This window comes from Pantoea sp. FN0305, assembly GCF_050113845.1.
Lineage (GTDB): Bacteria > Pseudomonadota > Gammaproteobacteria > Enterobacterales > Enterobacteriaceae > Mixta > Mixta alhagi.
The window spans coordinates 214,299-229,136 of sequence record NZ_JBNJSN010000002.1 but is presented as its reverse complement, the minus strand read 5'-3'; the positions used below and the strand labels follow the sequence as shown (position 1 = coordinate 229,136).

General features: G+C 55.3%; 17 protein-coding genes. 4 read left to right on the top strand and 13 right to left on the bottom strand.

The annotated features are described in order from the left end of the window. Positions 1 to 135 precede the first annotated feature (135 nt). The 11 genes from nei to ACQE3Y_RS05105 all read right to left on the bottom strand — a co-directional run bounded on the left by nei (position 136) and on the right by ACQE3Y_RS05105 (position 9,412). A complete protein-coding gene (gene nei, locus ACQE3Y_RS05155) occupies positions 136 to 924 on the bottom strand; it encodes an endonuclease VIII (RefSeq protein ID WP_426981016.1) in 789 nt (262 codons plus the stop codon). A 12-nt stretch (positions 925 to 936) separates the two neighbouring features. Beyond that, a complete protein-coding gene (gene pcp, locus ACQE3Y_RS05150) occupies positions 937 to 1,584 on the bottom strand; it encodes a pyroglutamyl-peptidase I (protein WP_426981015.1) in 648 nt (215 codons plus the stop codon). A gap of 7 nt (positions 1,585 to 1,591) precedes the next feature. Then, complete coding sequence (locus ACQE3Y_RS05145; protein ID WP_426981014.1) at positions 1,592 to 2,608, bottom strand: DUF979 domain-containing protein; 1,017 nt, start codon at positions 2,606 to 2,608, stop codon at positions 1,592 to 1,594. Next, positions 2,608 to 3,336, bottom strand: a complete 729-nt coding sequence (locus ACQE3Y_RS05140) for a DUF969 domain-containing protein (RefSeq protein WP_250652125.1) — start codon at positions 3,334 to 3,336, stop codon at positions 2,608 to 2,610. The genes ACQE3Y_RS05145 and ACQE3Y_RS05140 overlap by 1 nt, the downstream gene beginning before the upstream one ends. Before the next feature lie 44 nt (positions 3,337 to 3,380). Continuing rightward, entirely contained in the window at positions 3,381 to 4,121 is a 741-nt protein-coding gene (pxpA, locus tag ACQE3Y_RS05135) for a 5-oxoprolinase subunit PxpA (protein WP_426981013.1), read from the bottom strand. After that, entirely contained in the window at positions 4,111 to 5,043 is a 933-nt protein-coding gene (gene pxpC / locus ACQE3Y_RS05130) for a 5-oxoprolinase subunit PxpC (protein WP_426981011.1), read from the bottom strand. The genes pxpA and pxpC overlap by 11 nt, the downstream gene beginning before the upstream one ends. Next, entirely contained in the window at positions 5,037 to 5,693 is a 657-nt protein-coding gene (gene pxpB, locus ACQE3Y_RS05125; protein WP_426981010.1) for a 5-oxoprolinase subunit PxpB, read from the bottom strand. Before pxpB ends, pxpC begins: the two co-directional genes overlap by 7 nt. A 175-nt stretch (positions 5,694 to 5,868) precedes the next feature. Beyond that, positions 5,869 to 6,612 (bottom strand): type 2 GTP cyclohydrolase I, encoded by a 744-nt coding sequence (locus ACQE3Y_RS05120; RefSeq protein WP_426981008.1) that lies wholly within the window; start codon positions 6,610 to 6,612, stop codon positions 5,869 to 5,871. Beyond that, complete coding sequence (phrB, locus tag ACQE3Y_RS05115; RefSeq protein ID WP_426981007.1) at positions 6,599 to 8,062, bottom strand: deoxyribodipyrimidine photo-lyase; 1,464 nt, start codon at positions 8,060 to 8,062, stop codon at positions 6,599 to 6,601. The genes ACQE3Y_RS05120 and phrB overlap by 14 nt, the downstream gene beginning before the upstream one ends. A 21-nt stretch (positions 8,063 to 8,083) precedes the next feature. Continuing rightward, complete coding sequence (locus tag ACQE3Y_RS05110; protein WP_426981005.1) at positions 8,084 to 9,037, bottom strand: YbgA family protein; 954 nt, start codon at positions 9,035 to 9,037, stop codon at positions 8,084 to 8,086. 171 nt (positions 9,038 to 9,208) lie between these two features. Continuing rightward, positions 9,209 to 9,412, bottom strand: a complete 204-nt coding sequence (locus ACQE3Y_RS05105; RefSeq protein ID WP_250652118.1) for a YbfA family protein — start codon at positions 9,410 to 9,412, stop codon at positions 9,209 to 9,211. Positions 9,413 to 9,674: 262 nt separating this feature from the next. Here ACQE3Y_RS05105 and kdpE point away from each other — a divergent pair, with 262 nt between their 5' ends. Beyond that, on the top strand, positions 9,675 to 10,352 hold the full coding sequence (gene kdpE / locus ACQE3Y_RS05100; RefSeq protein WP_250652687.1) for a two-component system response regulator KdpE: 678 nt from the start codon (positions 9,675 to 9,677) through the stop codon (positions 10,350 to 10,352). 60 nt (positions 10,353 to 10,412) lie between these two features. Here the strand turns inward: kdpE and pgm are convergent, their stop codons facing one another. Together pgm and seqA are read right to left on the bottom strand one after the other, a co-directional pair. Next, positions 10,413 to 12,053, bottom strand: a complete 1,641-nt coding sequence (gene pgm, locus ACQE3Y_RS05095; RefSeq protein ID WP_250652117.1) for a phosphoglucomutase (alpha-D-glucose-1,6-bisphosphate-dependent) — start codon at positions 12,051 to 12,053, stop codon at positions 10,413 to 10,415. A 24-nt stretch (positions 12,054 to 12,077) separates the two neighbouring features. Further along, positions 12,078 to 12,629 (bottom strand): replication initiation negative regulator SeqA, encoded by a 552-nt coding sequence (gene seqA / locus ACQE3Y_RS05090; protein ID WP_426974100.1) that lies wholly within the window; start codon positions 12,627 to 12,629, stop codon positions 12,078 to 12,080. A 252-nt stretch (positions 12,630 to 12,881) separates the two neighbouring features. Between seqA and ybfF the strand changes: the two genes are divergently transcribed. The 3 genes from ybfF to fldA all read left to right on the top strand — a co-directional run bounded on the left by ybfF (position 12,882) and on the right by fldA (position 14,747). Then, positions 12,882 to 13,646 carry an esterase gene (gene ybfF / locus ACQE3Y_RS05085; protein ID WP_426974099.1) on the top strand — a complete coding sequence of 255 codons (765 nt, stop codon included), beginning with the start codon at positions 12,882 to 12,884 and terminating at the stop codon, positions 13,644 to 13,646. Between the two features lie 155 nt (positions 13,647 to 13,801). Continuing rightward, on the top strand, positions 13,802 to 14,077 hold the full coding sequence (ybfE, locus tag ACQE3Y_RS05080) for a LexA regulated protein (protein ID WP_085072204.1): 276 nt from the start codon (positions 13,802 to 13,804) through the stop codon (positions 14,075 to 14,077). A 139-nt stretch (positions 14,078 to 14,216) separates the two neighbouring features. Beyond that, positions 14,217 to 14,747, top strand: a complete 531-nt coding sequence (gene fldA, locus ACQE3Y_RS05075) for a flavodoxin FldA (RefSeq protein WP_085067601.1) — start codon at positions 14,217 to 14,219, stop codon at positions 14,745 to 14,747. The last annotated feature ends 91 nt before the right edge of the window (positions 14,748 to 14,838 follow it).

Sequence of the window (14,838 nt, the reverse complement as noted above, 5' to 3'; positions counted from 1 at the left end):
CAAAAGACGGCATCCCTGCCAGCTCGTCCCGCGCCTTCCCTGGCGCGGGACGCTTTGCTCTTCGGTCCTTGTCTCCCGCGCTTAAGCATAGGCGTCTGAAGGGCCTGCGGGCCCTTTTTTATTAGCGCTAACAGATTAATGCTGACAGCCGGGGCACCAGTAAAAAGGACGCGATGAAAGCGTGCTTTTCTCAATGATTCCGCCACAGCGCTCACAGGGTTTGCCAGCCCGATGAAAGACTTTAAAACGAAAGGCCGCACCGTGATGTGCGCTCTTCATGGTGCCACGCATCCGATAAGAGTGACGCGGAATCGCCAACAGCGCATGCGCCAGGCGCTGTAGCTGCGCCCCGGTTAAATCCTGCGCCCGGTGCTGCGGTGCCAGCGCTGCGTCCCATAAAATCTCCACACGCAGGTAATTGCCTAAGCCCGCCAGAAAAGCCTGATCCAGCAACAGCCCGCTGAACTGACGCCGACGAAAGCGCGGTGAAAGCAGGCGCTCGCACACCTCTTCTTCGGTAAGCGTCATATCCAGAACATCGGGCCCGATGCGCTGCAAAAAAGGATGCGCCGCCAGCGTGTCGCTGTTGTGCATTTCAATATCAGACGCGCTATAGAGCAAAATCGTTTGGTCGGCGCAGCCGAGGCGCACCCGTAATATGCGCTGCGTTGCCGGCTCGCTACCGGTTTTGACCACCCGCCAGACGCCATAAAGCTGGTTATGACTGTAAAGCGTTAATCCGTTGGAAAAATGGGTCAGCAGCGCTTTGCCTCGGGTTTCAATGGCGGTGACCGTTTCACCAATTAACGCATTTTCATAAGTTTTTAGCTGCGGAAAAGCAAACCAGACCTCCGTCAGGGGCTTGCCCGCGATGGCTTTTTCCAGCCGATCCGCCGCCCGACGGATCTCGGGTCCTTCTGGCATAGAGATATCCTGTTAGTGCGTTGCGCCGCCAACCAGACGCAAATCCTGTTCAGTTCGTAGCGCAATGGTAATCGCCATTTCCAGCGCCAGAATCACGGTTTGTGCCGCCATGCTCGGCGCGCCGGGATGGTTAATCGCCTGTTCCGGCAGATAAGGAATATGAATAAACCCACCGCGCACCCCGTTGCCCTGTTGAGCAAGACGATGCAGCAGCCCATACATCACATGATTGCAGACGTCGGTACCTGCCGTTTGTGATACCGATGCGGGAATGCCAGCTTCACGTATCCCTTCAACAATCGCCTTAATTGGCAGGGTTGAAAAGTAGGCGGCCGGACCGCCGGGAATAATCGGTTCATCAATGGGCTGATTACCCTTGTTATCAGGGATACGCGCATCGTTAATGTTGATACCGATGCGCTCTACGGAAATATCGGCGCGCCCACCCGCCTGCCCTACCGCAATAATTAATTCTGGCTGCAGTGCCTCCATTTCAGCGTAAAGCGTAGTGAGCGCATCGCCAAAGACGCAGGGCAACTCTTTGGCTACTACCTGAAAACCGCACAGCATACGCTCATGCAGCTGACGCACCGCTTCCCATGAAGGGTTCATCTGCTCACCGCCAAAAGGCTCAAACGCCGTAATCAGTACTTTTCTCATTATCGCCTCACAGGAACATCAGGAAATAGAGCAGGAATATGTTCACAATTAACAGTAGCACGCCGGTAGGCGTCTGCGCCTTGATGACCGCATTGCGATCCGGCAGCTCCAGTAACGCCGCAGGAACAAGATTAAAATTGGCTGCCATCGGCGTCATCAGGGTGCCGCAGTAGCCGGAAAACATCCCAATAGCGGCCATAACGGCCGGGTTGCCGCCGTGCTGCAGCACCAGGATCGGAATACCGATACCGGCAGTGACAATGGGAAACGCAGCAAAGGCATTGCCCATAATCATGGTCAGCAGCGCCATACCAGTCACATAGACCGCTACGGCAATCATACGATTATCCACCGCCAGATATTCCCCCGTGAGGTGAGCGATCGCGCTGCCAACGCCTGCAGTGGTAAACAGCAAGCCCAGGGTGGCAAGGAGCTGCGGCAAAACAAAGGCCCAGCCGATGGAGTCCAGCAGGCGGCGCGCTTCCTGCAACGATTGCGCCGGACGCTCATGGCTGATTTTCAATGCCACCAGCCAGCCCACCAAACAGCCCACGGACATTGAAAAGAGCGTGACCAACGTAGCGTGGTTGCCGGTGCCGAACACCCGCGTTTCCAGCCCGGCAATATGGTTAAACGCCAGCACGCCCGCTACCGTAACCAGCGGAATAGAGAGCGCCGGCAGGAACAGGCGATTGCCCAGCCGACTGGCGCTTTGCTGACGTTCTTCTTCGCTGCGCTGGTGATAGCGCCCGAGTTTTAACCCGCCCAGGCCAGCAATCACGCCCATTAACATCACCAGCACGCCAACAAAAATATGCAGATTACGCGCGCCAGCCTCGCCGGATCCGGTTAACTGCGTCGCCAGTTGATATGCCCAGTCACCGATAAAAAAGATCAGGCCATACAGGCCCCAGAATAGCCCGGTGGTAAAACGTCGCGGATTGGCCTTATCACGCCATGACATCAGCGCCACTACCAGCAAAATCAATCCGGCCAGATAAAACAGATACTGTTGCTGAAACATTAGCGGCCCTCCTTCTGCTGCAGCGCCGCCTGATTTAGCGCGCTTAGCTCTGCCGCCAGTTTCTTATCCAGCCGACGCAGACGCAGAGCGTGGATAATAAAGGCGCACACCGCTGTAGGAATGCCCCATAGCGCAATGTGCAATGGCTCGGTGTGGATACCGCCCGATTCCAGCATAAAGTTATGCATGAAAATAATGGCGCCGAAGGCGACAAAAATATCTTCGCCAAAAAAGAGCCCAACGTTATCGGTTGCCGCTGACATGGCGCGCAGACGGTAGCGAACCTCAGCGGGCAATTCGCCATAACGGTTTTTTGTGGCACCTTCCGCCATCGGTGCCAGTAGCGGACGCACCATTTGCGGATGTCCGCCCAGGCTGGTTAGCCCCAGCGCCGCCGTGGCTTCACGCACCAGCAGATAGATAATTAACAGGCGACCTGCGGTGGCCGTTTTAATTGTGGCGATCCACGCCTGGGCGCGCTCTTTTAATCCATGCCGCTCCAGCAGCCCGATTATCGCCAGTGGCAACAGCAGAATAAACGGCAGGTTACGGGTATTCAGGAATCCCGAGCCCAGCTTTTCCAGAATATCCGCCAGCGGCATATGCGCGGCGAAGCCAGTGACCAGACCGGCCAGAAGCACCACCAGCACCGGGTTAAAACGCAGTAAAAAACCGATAACAATGGCTGCGATCCCCAACAGGGGCCACAGGCTTACCAGAGGTTGCATAGTATCTCCTGCTAAAAAATCCCGCTACGATCCGGGGTGAGCTGTCAGATTTCACTGCTAACAGCTATATGCTGCGCAGCAAACGCGTCACGCAGGCGGCGTGCGAACGTTAATGCATGCGGGCCGTCGCCGTGCAGACAAACGGTTTGTGCATGCAATGTAACCCACTCCCCGGTGACGCTGGCGATTCTCCCCTGCTGCACCATGCTTAAGGTACGAGATATGGCTTGTTGTTCTTCTTCAATCATCGCGCCCGGCTGATTACGTGGCACCAGCGAGCCGTCGGCCTGATAGCCGCGATCGGCGAAGACCTCTTCCCGGGTGCGCAATCCGTGATGCTGCGCGGCGCGGATCGATTCACTGCCCGCCAGCCCCACCAGCAGCAGCTCAGGGCTTACCGCCTTAACCGCCCGGGCAATCGCTTCCGCCAGTTGCCCATCGCGCGCGGCCTGGTTATACAACATGCCATGCGGCTTAACGTGCGTCAGTTCTCCACCTTCGCTTTCCGCCAGGGCTTTTAATGCGCCAATCTGATACAGCACCTGGGCATAGACCGTTTCCGGCGGCAGCTGCATAGCGCTGCGCCCAAAATTTTCCCGATCGGGAAAAGAGGGATGCGCGCCAATCGCCACGCCAAATTCCCGCGCCCAGCGTACCGACTGCAGCATGGTTTGCGCATCGCCCGCGTGAAAACCGCAGGCGATATTGGCTGAGGTCACTAACTGCAGCAGCTCGCGGTCATGGCTGCAGCCCTCGCCCAGATCCGCGTTTAAATCAATTTTCATCTTCCAGCCCCCATGCCATGCGCTCAATAACCTGCTGTTGCTGCCGCTTCGCCTGTAACGCCTCCTCCAGCGTACAGTGTATAAAGTGGATCGGCTCGCCCAGACGGATCTGCGCCAGATGATGAAGATCCGCTTCGATCACACAGGCAATGCGCGGATAGCCGCCGGTGGCCTGCGCATCGGCCATCAGCACAATTGGCTGACCGTTATGGGGAACCTGAATCACGCCCGGCAACAGGCCATGTGAAAGCAGCTCGCGATTAACGTTGCGCGTCAGCGGCCGTCCCTGAAGGCGATAACCCATACGGTTGCTCTGCGGATCGAGCCGCCAGGAAACGCGCCAGAAGGCTTCCTGAGACTCTTTACTGAACTCGTGATACTCCGGCCCTGGCAGCGCGCGCAGGCGATTGCCCCACAACAGCTGTCGTACACCGGCGGTTTTGCTGAAATCATGCGTGGGTGCCGCCAGCGGCAACAGATCGCCATCCTGCAGACGCCGCCCCTGCCAGCCGCCAAATTCCGCCCTGGTATCGGTGCTACAGGATCCCAGCACCGGAGCAATATCAAAGCCGCCGTTAATCGCCAGGTAGCTGCGCATACCGCGTACCGGCATCGATAGCGTCAAACGCTGGCCTTTTTTTACCGGCAGACGCCAGCCGGTCCAGGCGGGGCGACCATCTATATCGGCATTGCAGCCAGCCCCTGTTAATGCAAACCAGCCGTCGCGATCGAACTCCGCACAAAACTGGCCCAGCGTAATTTCCAGCACCGCCGCTGTTTGCGGATTACCCACCAGCAGGTTTGCGGTGCGCATCGCCGGTTCATCCAGCACGCCGCCGCCGCTGATGCCAAGCTGACGCCAGCCGCTACGACCGCAGTCCTGCAGTGTGGTATTGATTCCGGCACGGATAATTTTCAGCATACGCCCTCCTTCTGCGGCACAAAGCGCACTTTATCTCCCGGGCGCAACAGCGTGGGCGGCTGATGCTGAGGATTAAATAACGCTAGCGTGGTTCGTCCCAACAGTTGCCAGCCACCGGGCGAGGCCAGCGGATAGATACCGGTCTGACTGCCGCCGATGCCCACCGAGCCCGCGGGCACCAGCACGCGCGGTTCAGCGCGGCGCGGCGCGTGCAGGCGGCTGTCTAACCCGCCCAGGTAGGGGAAGCCGGGCTGAAAACCGATGAAATAGACCACATAGTCACCGGCGGCGTGCGCCTCAACCAGCTGCTGCGGCGTCATTTGACAATGGCGCGCCACCGCCACCAAATCGGGGCCGGCCTCACCGCCATAGACCACCGGAATGGCGACCTCGCGCGATTCCGGCACTGCGGCTTCGCTCTCTTCCCACCAGGTCTGCAGACGCTCAATGGCGTCCAGCGCCTGATGCTGTGGGTCACGCAGAATGACAGTGAGGTTATTCATTCCAGGGATCGCTTCCAGCACCTGCGGATAGTCGCGCAGGCGTTGGGTTAATCCCCAAATTCGCTGTTGGCTGAACAGCGACACAGGCGGTTCCAGTTCAAGCACGACCGCGCGTTCTCCCAACAGGTAACAACGTGCTCTTTGCAAAACTTACCTCCTGTTATCACTAAGTCGCTAAAACTTATCTATTTTGAGCAGATAGTTATGATGAGATGAGGCAGGCGTGTCAACCGCTTTGCATCAGGTGAAGTTACGAAAATGACGACGGAAACGCCGTCGTCATCGTCAGGAAAAGAACCATCAGGGGAAAATCGCAAGGAACTCAGGCTGGGTTAGCAATATCAATAAACGTCACATCCAGCTGGTGATGCGCTGCCAGCCACTCGCCCAGTGCACGAATGCCGCCGCGTTCAGTGGCATGGTGACCGGCGGCAAAAAAGTGCAGCCCGTTTTCTCTGGCGCTGTGGATCGTCTGTTCCGATACTTCGCCGGTGATAAAGGCATCCACGCCGAAGTCCGCAGCGCTGTCGATAAAGCCCTGTCCACCGCCGCTACACCAGGCGATACGGCGAATCTGCGACGGCGCGTTGTCGCTACAGTGCAGCGGCTGACGTCCTAATACGCGATTAATGCGCTCCGCCAACTGCGCTCCGCTCAGGCTCTCCTTTAGCTCTCCCCACGGCACCAGCGGCTGTATTTCGCCCTGTACGTTAATATTCAGCGCCTGCGCCAGCTGTGCGTTATTGCCTAATTGCGGATGCGCATCCAGCGGCAAATGCCAGCCATAGAGATTAATATCGTTCGCCAGTAAGGTACGCAGGCGACGGCGCTTCATGCCTTTAATCACTGGCGCTTCGTTTTTCCAGAAGTAGCCATGATGCACCATGACCGCATCCGCCTGTAAACGCACCGCCTCATCCAACAACGCCTGGCTGGCGGTTACGCCGGTCACGATTTTCCGCACCTCATCGCGCCCTTCAACCTGCAAACCATTTGGCGCATAGTCGCTAAAGGCGGCGCTGTTCAGCTGTTGGTTAACGATTTTCTCCAGTTCAAAATTGTTCATTCATCGACTCCAGGGGCATAACATGGGACGCTTTGCGCGCCGCGGCAAAAATAGCTAACGTTTTTTCTCTTGCCGCCTTATGTTCCACGATTGGTGACGGATAATCGAGTCGCTGATTATTTTTCTTTGCCCAGCCGTGCGGATCGTGGATGTGGCTATCCGGCACCTTCGCCAGCTCCGGTAGCCAGCGGCGGATAAACTCGCCCTGTTTGTCAAAACGCTCGCCCTGCGTGGTGGGATTAAAAATTCGGAAATATGGCGCCGCATCGGTGCCGGTTGAGGCCGCCCACTGCCAGCCGCCATTGTTAGCGGCCAGGTCGCCATCAATTAACATCGACATAAAATAGCGTTCGCCCAGTTGCCAGTTGATCTGCAGATCTTTAACCAGAAAGCTGGCGGTAATCATGCGCAGCCGGTTATGCATCCAGCCGGTGCGGTTCATTTGGCGCATCGCCGCATCGACAATCGGATAGCCGGTTTTTCCCTGCTGCCAGGCGGTGAGATGGTGAGGGTTATCCTGCCAGGCAACCTGTTTCGTCCAGGTCATAAAGGGCTGGTTTTTACACAGCGCCGGAAAAGCCACCAGCAAATGACGGTAGAAATCTCGCCAGATTAATTCGTTCAGCCAGACGCTGGCCCGCCCCTGTTCCAGCGTTTGTGGCTGTTCGCGCAGTAAACGATGCAGGCACTGGCGCGGCGATAAAGTTCCCGTCGCCAGACAGACCGATAGTCTGCTGGTGCCGTCCAGCGCAGGCAGATCGCGCTGTTCAGGATAGTTCAGCACCGGCTGTCTGCAAAACGCACGCAGACGCTGTAGCGCCGCGGCTTCGCCTGGCGGAAAAAGCTGATGATCGAACGCTTGTCGGGGATAATCAAAGGGCGCTAATGCAGGTAACGTCTGCGGCAGCGTCTGGCTGCGCGGTTCCGGCGCGGGCAGGCATTCCGGCAACGAGATGCGTAACCGTTGCAGGTAAGCTTTACTGAAGGGAGTAAAAACTTTATACATTTTTTGACTGCCGGTACGGACGCTGCCTGGCGGCAGGAGAACGCTGTCATCAAAACCCTGTACTGTGATGCCCTGCTGCGTCAGCCTGCGCTCCGTCGCCGCATCCCGCTCCCGCTCGTTAAACTCATACTGGTAGTTATAGAACAGCGCATCAACCTGCTGTTCACGGCAAAAAGCCGTCAGATAATCAACGGACGCGCTAAAGTCAGCACACTGGTAATAATGCAGAACGATACCTTTTGCCGCCAGCGCCTGCTGGAGGAGCTGCAGGCTGTGCCAGATATAGTCAGCCTGGCGTGGCGACATATCATGCTGACGCCACTGCTGCGGCGTAGCGATAAATAACGCCATGACGTTTGCATCGCGCTGACGGCAGGCGGCCCAGAGCGCGCTGTTGTCATTGATACGCAGATCATTGCGCAGCCAGACCAAATGGGTGGCCATTACCTCTCCTGTATGCTCAACTCAGCGGCCGTAGCGCAGGCGCAGCGTTTCTGGATAGGGTTCAAAATAGCGCTGCTGCGACAGCCATTGTTGCGGATACTCTTTCATATAATGTTTGAGCAAGGTGATGGGGGCCAACAGCGGCTGCACTCCCTGACGATAGCGATCGATCAACGAGGCCAGCTCCTGCCGCTGCGACGACGTCAGCTGTTTACGAAAATAGCCCTGAACGTGCATTAACACGTTGGTGTGATTGCGGCGCGTGGCGGGATGCTTCATGAGTTTCATTAGTCGATTGCGATATTCAATGGCATACGCCTCCAGCGAAGCGTAATCGTTCATTGCCGCCACAAACGGCCCCAGTTCACGATATTCCGGCTGTGAATGCGCCAGCAGCAGCAGCTTGTAGCGGGTATGGAACGACATCAGCTTATGGGCCGTTAACCCTTCGCGCCAGAGCTGATTAAACTCATGCAGCGCATAAACGCGCCCGACAAAATTTTCACGCAGCGTGTCATCATGCAAACGCCCATCCTCTTCCATTGGCAGCCAGGGCATCTCCTGCTGTAGCGCCTGTGCGAAAATCCCGATGCCTTCTTTGCGGTTATTCTTGCCGTCGGGTTCATAAATGCGTACCCGTTCCATCCCACAGCTGGGTGATTTGGCACACAGAATATAGCCGCACAAATGATGCAACTCAGCAACTTTCCGCGTGGCGAAATCGCGCATCTGAGCGGTAATCTCTTCACCACCGTTTTTGCTGAAACAGAGTGAAATCTCGTCCTGATGTTTCACCAGACGCAGGGCCGGACGTGGCACAGGCAGGCCAATCGCCATTTCCGGACAGATGGGCTCATAGCGTACATAGGGAGCCAGCTCTTGCGTGGCAAAAGTCAGCCGTTTATGTCCGCCATCAAAACGCACGCTGTCGCCCAACAGACAGGCGCTGATTCCTACCGGGATTTTCTCACTCATACTTGTACAACCCATAACTTCTTGTATAAGTTTAAGTGTAGCTGAAGCTGTTGAATGACGCACCGAAAATGCAGTGATGCTGTGGTACAACGCAAAAAAATCCCGCCAACAGGGCGGGATCTCAGTGAGCGGTTATCATCAAGGCTGAACCGGGCGTGGAAAAAACCAGGGCTAGTAGATGTCTCCGCCTGCGGCTTCAGCCTGCGCCAGCCAAACGGGTTTGGTGCTGGTTTTACTCCAGACGCGGTGCAGATAGCTGTAAAAGCGTGCACGATCGCTGCGAAACAGCATGACCGGAAGCGCCAGCAGGCCAATAACCACTACAACGCTGCGACGCAGGATAATTTTATGCAAAGGGTAAATTGAATAGCTCACCTGGGCCTCCCGGAGGGTTAAACAGCGAATAATTGTTCATTAGTTAATCATCATACGCCGCATTGTGTAATTTCACTACTCATCCGACCACTCGATCGCTGAAAAAAAGTGCATCCTCTGATTTTACCTGTAAGAAAGTTACATAAATGTTGATTTAAAGTGATCATCTTGTGCCGGAAAAACCGATTACCACGCAAAGCGCAGCGGGTTTTGCTAAAGTGCGCTTTCCGTCATTGCTTTATGACGTTGGGGAAGCATGATTTTGACCAGCGTACTGATTGTTGAAGATGAAAAAGAGATTCGCCGTTTTCTGCGCGTGGCGCTGGAAAACGAAGCCCTGCGCGTTTATGACAGCGAAACTTTACAGCGTGGGCTGATGGAAGCCGCGACCCGCAAACCCGATCTGGTTATCCTTGATCTTGGCCTGCCGGATGGCGACGGCATCGACTTTATTCGTGATTTTCGCCAGTGGAGCAGCGTCCCGGTGATTGTGCTTTCCGCACGCAGCGAGGAGCAGGACAAAATCATGGCGCTGGATGCCGGCGCAGACGATTTTCTTACTAAGCCGTTTGGCGTTGGTGAACTGCTGGCGCGCGTTCGCGTTGCGTTGCGCCGTCACACAGGGCTGCAGACGCCAGATCCAGTGGTGCATTTCGCTCAGGTTCAGGTTGATTTGGCTGCGCATCATATTGTGCGTAATGGTGAGACTCTGCATCTGACGCCTACCGAATTTCGTTTACTGGCGCTGCTGCTGAATAATCCAGGCAAGGTACTGACACAGCGGCAGCTGTTAAGCCATGTCTGGGGGCCGAACGCGGTGGAACACAGTCACTATTTGCGCATTTATATGGGCCATCTGCGGCAAAAGCTGGAACAGGATCCCGCCCGTCCGGCGCACCTGCTTACCGAAACCGGTATCGGCTATCGCTTTATGCCGTAGCGCTACGCTGGCCATAAAAAAAGGCGCTGAGATTCAGCGCCTTTTTCGTAGCGATTAAACTCAGGCGTTTTTCAGCACTGCGCTCACAATCTCTACGGCTTCTTTTTCGATTTTTTCGCGATGTTCCGCACCGAGGAAGCTTTCACAATAGATTTTGTAAGCATCTTCCGTACCGGAAGGACGTGCAGCAAACCAGCCGTTTTCGGTCATCACTTTCAGGCCGCCAATCGAAGCGCCGTTGCCTGGCGCGCTGGTTAAACGCGCGGTGATAGGATCGCCCGCCAGCGTTGCCGCGCTTACCATTTCCGGCGACAGCTTTGACAGCGCCGCTTTCTGTGCAGAGGTCGCAGACGCCTGTAAGCGGTTGTAGCTTGGCGCGCCGAAACGTTCTGCCAGCTCGTCATAGTGCTGCTGCGGGTTTTTACCGGTTACGGCAGTGATTTCCGCCGCCAACAGGCAGAGGATGATCCCGTCTTTATCGGTAGACCACGGCGTACCGTCGAAGCGCAGGAAAGACGCCCCGGCGCTCTCTTCGCCGCCAAAGCCGAAGCTGCCGTCAAACAGACCATCCACAAACCATTTGAAGCCCACCGGCACTTCCACCAGTTTACGGCCGATATCGTTAACCACACGGTCAATCATGGCGCTGGAAACCAGCGTTTTACCTACGGCAACCTCTTTGCCCCACTGCGGACGATGCTGGAACAGATAGTTGATTGCCACAGCCAGATAGTGGTTCGGATTCATCAGACCTGCAGGCGTGACGATACCGTGACGGTCGTAGTCCGGGTCATTGCCAAACGCCAGATCGAATTTATCACGTAGCGCCAGCAGACCGGCCATCGCACATTCTGATGAGCAGTCCATGCGCACCACGCCATCTTTATCCAGATGCATAAAGCGGAATGTCTGGTCGATAGCGTCGTTAACGATGGTCAAATCGAGCTGATAATGCTCGGCGATGCGTTTCCAGTATTCCATACCGGAGCCGCCCAGCGGATCAACGCCGATTTTCAGGCCCGCTTTTTTAATCGCTTCCATATCCACAACCTGGGCCAGCCCTTCAACATAAGGCTGAATCAGATCTTTTTCCTGAATATGGCCGCTGGCCCAGGCCTGCTCCAGCGACAGGCGTTTAACCTCTTGCAAATCATTCTGAATCAGCTGATTCGCACGGTCTTCCACCACTTTGGTAACGTTGGTGTCAGCCGGGCCACCGTTAGGCGGATTATATTTAATACCGCCATCTTCCGGCGGATTATGGGAAGGCGTAATCACGATGCCGTCAGCCTGAGCGCCGCCCGCTTTGTTATATTCAAGGATTGCGTTAGAGATGGCCGGGGTTGGCGTATAACCGTTATCCTGCTGCACAATGACATCAACGCCGTTGGCCGCTAACACTTCCAGCACGGAAATGATCGCCGGCTCTGACAGCGCGTGGGTATCTTTACCCACGTAACAAGGGCCAGCGATCCCGTTCTTTTTACGTTCTTCAGCAATGGCCTGAGCAATAGCCAGAATATGCGTTTCATTGAAACTCTGACGTGCGGCGCTGCCGCGATGCCCTGATGTGCCAAACTTCACCGCGTGTTCCGCATTCCCTTTCTCTGGCTGCAGAACGTAATACTGGGATGTTAATTGTGCAACGTTAATCAAATCGCTCTGCTGGGCTGGCTGCCCGGCACGGGGGTGATTGGCCATTGGCGCTTCTCCCTGACGCTTCAGTTAAATGGTGCCGCAAACCTTATCTGACAGCTCCGGTGGGAACTGCATAGCCAGCATGATATGTTCTACCATGCTGCATTTGCGGCCTGTGTTAGTGTTGGTGATCACCCAGTACGGCGTGCCGGGAACATGCTTCGGCTTGGTATGGGTGCCATGCTGCAACAGTGTTTGTTCATCGCCGGCAAAATAAACGCGGGTGCGTCCCTGCAGCGATGCGGTGGCCTCAGCAAACGCTTCGGGATCAAGACGATATAGTGTAGATAAAATCAACATAAAGCGATTTACCGCCTTATTCTGCTCGGCGTACTCATCAGAGAGTAGCAGCTCGCGTACAGCACGCACCCGATCTTGCGCACGCGTGGTTGGCTTGCTGACTTCATTTTCCTGACTCACGCTAACAGCAGGTGCCGGGGCCGCAACCGCAACCGGCGCGCTCTGACCAGCGGTAAATTTCAACATCCGCCGTAAAATGTCGGAGGCGCTTTCACCGATATGCTGCGTGTGGCTGGCAATATAGCGATAGAGTTCTTCGTCGACTTCAATCGTTTTCATCTTTATCCGTACGGTAATTGCTTGTGGCAGATCCAGGCGCAGCGCGTAATAGCAAATTTCAGCTGTACAATCTGTGCGCTGGTTCTAACATAAGGATTATAAAGTTAAATCCTGCGGGTCGGTAGCGACGTTGGCGCTTGCAGGCAAAAGTCAGAATATGCCGCAAAGCAATCCGGCAAACAACCACTGACCGGCAGGCAGTCTATAAATCATGATAACCTATGCTTTCCTTTCAACTGTAAGAACTTTGCCATGAATTTGAATACTCGCCTGCAAACTGAACAGTCCGATCCGGACGCGCTCCCCCTTCTGCTTATTCATGGCCTGTTCGGCAGCCTTGATAACTTAGGCGTGCTGGCGCGCGGCTTAAAAGCGGATCGTCCGTTGATTCAGGTGGATGTGCGTAATCATGGCCTTTCACCGCGCAGCGATGAAATGTCCTATGCGGCCATGGCGCAGGATATGCTGGATACGCTCGATGCGCACGGCATCGATAAAATCGCAGTGATGGGTCACTCCATGGGCGGGAAAATCGCCATGACCATGACGGCGCTGGCACCTGAGCGGATCGAACAGCTGGTATTAATTGATATCGCCCCGGTTAACTATCGCACCCGGCGTCATGATGAAATTTTCGCGGCGGTTAATGCTGTAACCGCCGCGAAAGTGCAGTTGCGCAGTGAAGCAGCCAGCGTAATGCGCGGGATCATCGCTGACGAAGGCGTTATCCAGTTTCTGCTGAAATCTTTCCACGACGGCGCATGGCGTTTTAACGTTCCGGCGCTCTGGGACAACTACAGCAGCATCTCCGGCTGGGAAAATGTGCCCGCCTGGCACGGCCCGGCGCTGTTTATTCGCGGCGAGCTTTCTCCCTATCTTGATGATATTCATCGCAATGCTTTGCTGGCGCAGTTTCCAGCGGCGCGGGCGCACGTGATTGCCAGCGCAGGCCACTGGGTTCATGCTGAGAAACCGGATGCGGTGCTGCGGGCCGTGCGGCGTTTTTTAGCGCTGTAAAAGCAATATGTTAACAGGCTAACAAAGATTGTCCTCGCTCTTTGGTCAGGGTATGATGGCGCGCTAAAATTTTGCCGCTATTAAACTGGCGGCAAACCGGCCCAAACGTCACCATGCGCGGCGCACACGCGCAGCCCATTCAGTATCACGATTCTATGGCAAAAGAACAAACGGACCGGACCACGCTCGATCTCTTCGCAGATGAACGTCGCCCGGGTCGCCCGAAAACCAGTCCGCTGTCGCGTGATGAACAACTTCGTATCAACAAGCGCAACCAGCTGAAGCGTGACAAAGTCCGCGGGTTACGGCGCGTTGAACTGAAGATGAACAGTGAGGCCGTCGATGCGCTTAATGCGATGGCTGCCGAACGTGGCGTCAGCCGCAGCGAGCTGATCGAAGAGATGATTCTCGCCCAGTTGCAGGCGCTTTGAACGGCTGGAAGAAGCGCACTAAGAAACAAATGCAGCGGCTTTACGAGTTCCGCCTCCTGACGGTCTCTGCTATTATTGCCGTAATCTGCATACAACGGGCAGTTACCATATTTTTAAGTTTCAAGAGGTTACTAAACTCATGGCAATCGTAGGTATTTTCTTTGGCAGCGATACCGGCAATACAGAAAACATTGCAAAGATGATCCAGAAACAGCTCGGTAGCGATGTTGCCGAAGTGCATGATATTGCCAAGAGCAGTAAAGAAGACCTGGAAGCTTTTGATATTCTGCTGTTAGGCATCCCGACCTGGTACTACGGCGAAGCACAATGTGACTGGGACGATTTTTTCCCGACGCTGGAAGAGATCGACTTCAACGGCAAACTGGTGGCCTTGTTTGGCTGCGGCGACCAGGAAGATTACGCTGAATACTTCTGCGACGCGATGGGGACTATTCGCGATATCATCGAGCCAAACGGCGCGGTGATTGTTGGTCACTGGCCAACCGAAGGTTATCATTTTGAAGCGTCGAAAGGCCTGGCAGATGATAAGCATTTCCTTGGTTTAGCCATTGATGAAGACCGTCAGCCCGAATTGACTAACGAACGCGTTGATAAATGGGTTAAACAGATTTATGCAGAACTGCACCTGCAGGAAATTCTGGAAGCCTGATTTAACGCGCATTGTGCTGTAAATCACATTGCGTAACAGGTATTTCCTATAGAAATGATAGATACGGGTTTGAAAATTTTATCATTGAGTC

Bases quoted from the DNA above. Each gene is read 5' to 3' on its own strand.
- fldA (WP_085067601.1), top strand. From the start codon at position 14,217: ATGGCAATCGTAGGTATTTTCTTTGGCAGCGATACCGGCAATACAGAA.
- pcp (WP_426981015.1), bottom strand. From the start codon at position 1,584: ATGAGAAAAGTACTGATTACGGCGTTTGAGCCTTTTGGCGGTGAGCAG.
- nei (WP_426981016.1), bottom strand. From the start codon at position 924: ATGCCAGAAGGACCCGAGATCCGTCGGGCGGCGGATCGGCTGGAAAAA.
- ACQE3Y_RS05140 (WP_250652125.1), bottom strand. From the start codon at position 3,336: ATGCAACCTCTGGTAAGCCTGTGGCCCCTGTTGGGGATCGCAGCCATT.
- ACQE3Y_RS05120 (WP_426981008.1), bottom strand. From the start codon at position 6,612: ATGAACAATTTTGAACTGGAGAAAATCGTTAACCAACAGCTGAACAGC.
- pgm (WP_250652117.1), bottom strand. From the start codon at position 12,053: ATGGCCAATCACCCCCGTGCCGGGCAGCCAGCCCAGCAGAGCGATTTG.
- ACQE3Y_RS05110 (WP_426981005.1), bottom strand. From the start codon at position 9,037: ATGAGTGAGAAAATCCCGGTAGGAATCAGCGCCTGTCTGTTGGGCGAC.
- pxpC (WP_426981011.1), bottom strand. From the start codon at position 5,043: ATGCTGAAAATTATCCGTGCCGGAATCAATACCACACTGCAGGACTGC.
- seqA (WP_426974100.1), bottom strand. From the start codon at position 12,629: ATGAAAACGATTGAAGTCGACGAAGAACTCTATCGCTATATTGCCAGC.
- pxpA (WP_426981013.1), bottom strand. From the start codon at position 4,121: ATGAAAATTGATTTAAACGCGGATCTGGGCGAGGGCTGCAGCCATGAC.
- ACQE3Y_RS05145 (WP_426981014.1), bottom strand. From the start codon at position 2,608: ATGTTTCAGCAACAGTATCTGTTTTATCTGGCCGGATTGATTTTGCTG.
- ybfE (WP_085072204.1), top strand. From the start codon at position 13,802: ATGGCAAAAGAACAAACGGACCGGACCACGCTCGATCTCTTCGCAGAT.
- phrB (WP_426981007.1), bottom strand. From the start codon at position 8,062: ATGGCCACCCATTTGGTCTGGCTGCGCAATGATCTGCGTATCAATGAC.
- ybfF (WP_426974099.1), top strand. From the start codon at position 12,882: ATGAATTTGAATACTCGCCTGCAAACTGAACAGTCCGATCCGGACGCG.